The organism is Prevotella sp. HMSC073D09 (assembly GCF_001814145.1).
Taxonomy (GTDB): domain Bacteria; phylum Bacteroidota; class Bacteroidia; order Bacteroidales; family Bacteroidaceae; genus Prevotella; species Prevotella conceptionensis.
Window position 1 is genome coordinate 1 of the sequence record NZ_KV815021.1, and the last position, 525, is coordinate 525.

The following is a 525-nucleotide window of genomic DNA, read 5'->3' on the forward strand; positions in this document are numbered from 1 at the left end:
TTACAACGTCTTCTCGTGTTAAGAAACGATAGTCAAGCGCAGTCTTGTTGTTGAACGTATTCATCAGTATGCCAGTCATTTATACAATACAAAGATACGAAAAATATCTGACATGAGCAAGAAAACATCAAGGTTTGTTGTAACGTTTTCTCCGATAGCAACGGGGATTTATGCCTTCCATGTAAAGGACCAATTCGTCCCACCGGAGTTCATAAAACCCTGTGGCCTGCTGCATAATCTTACCACTTAAACAGCCCTGCGCCATCTGCTTGTGATACACAACAAAGCCACAACGTTCCCAATGGAGCAATTTGATGCGGTTGCGAGGGCGATTATAAAATACATAGACACAACCGTCAGAAGGGTTGAAGTCATTACCACGTACGAATTGACATAAGCGGAGGATTCCCTGACGCATATCAACAGGAGTACAGCAAACACGGTAAACATTTGTTTCGTTGAGTGCAAACATATTTTTTTGCACAAAGGTAGGAAACAAAACATATCGGAAAAAGACGGCGAATA

Annotated in this window: 1 protein-coding gene; it reads right to left on the reverse strand. The window is 41.7% G+C overall.

Annotated features, from left to right (window positions below; genetic code table 11):
• Positions 1-127: 127 nt before the first annotated feature.
• The coding region (gene tnpB, locus HMPREF2955_RS14820) for an IS66 family insertion sequence element accessory protein TnpB (RefSeq protein ID WP_246830025.1) at positions 128-525 on the reverse strand (398 nt) is incomplete at its 5' end.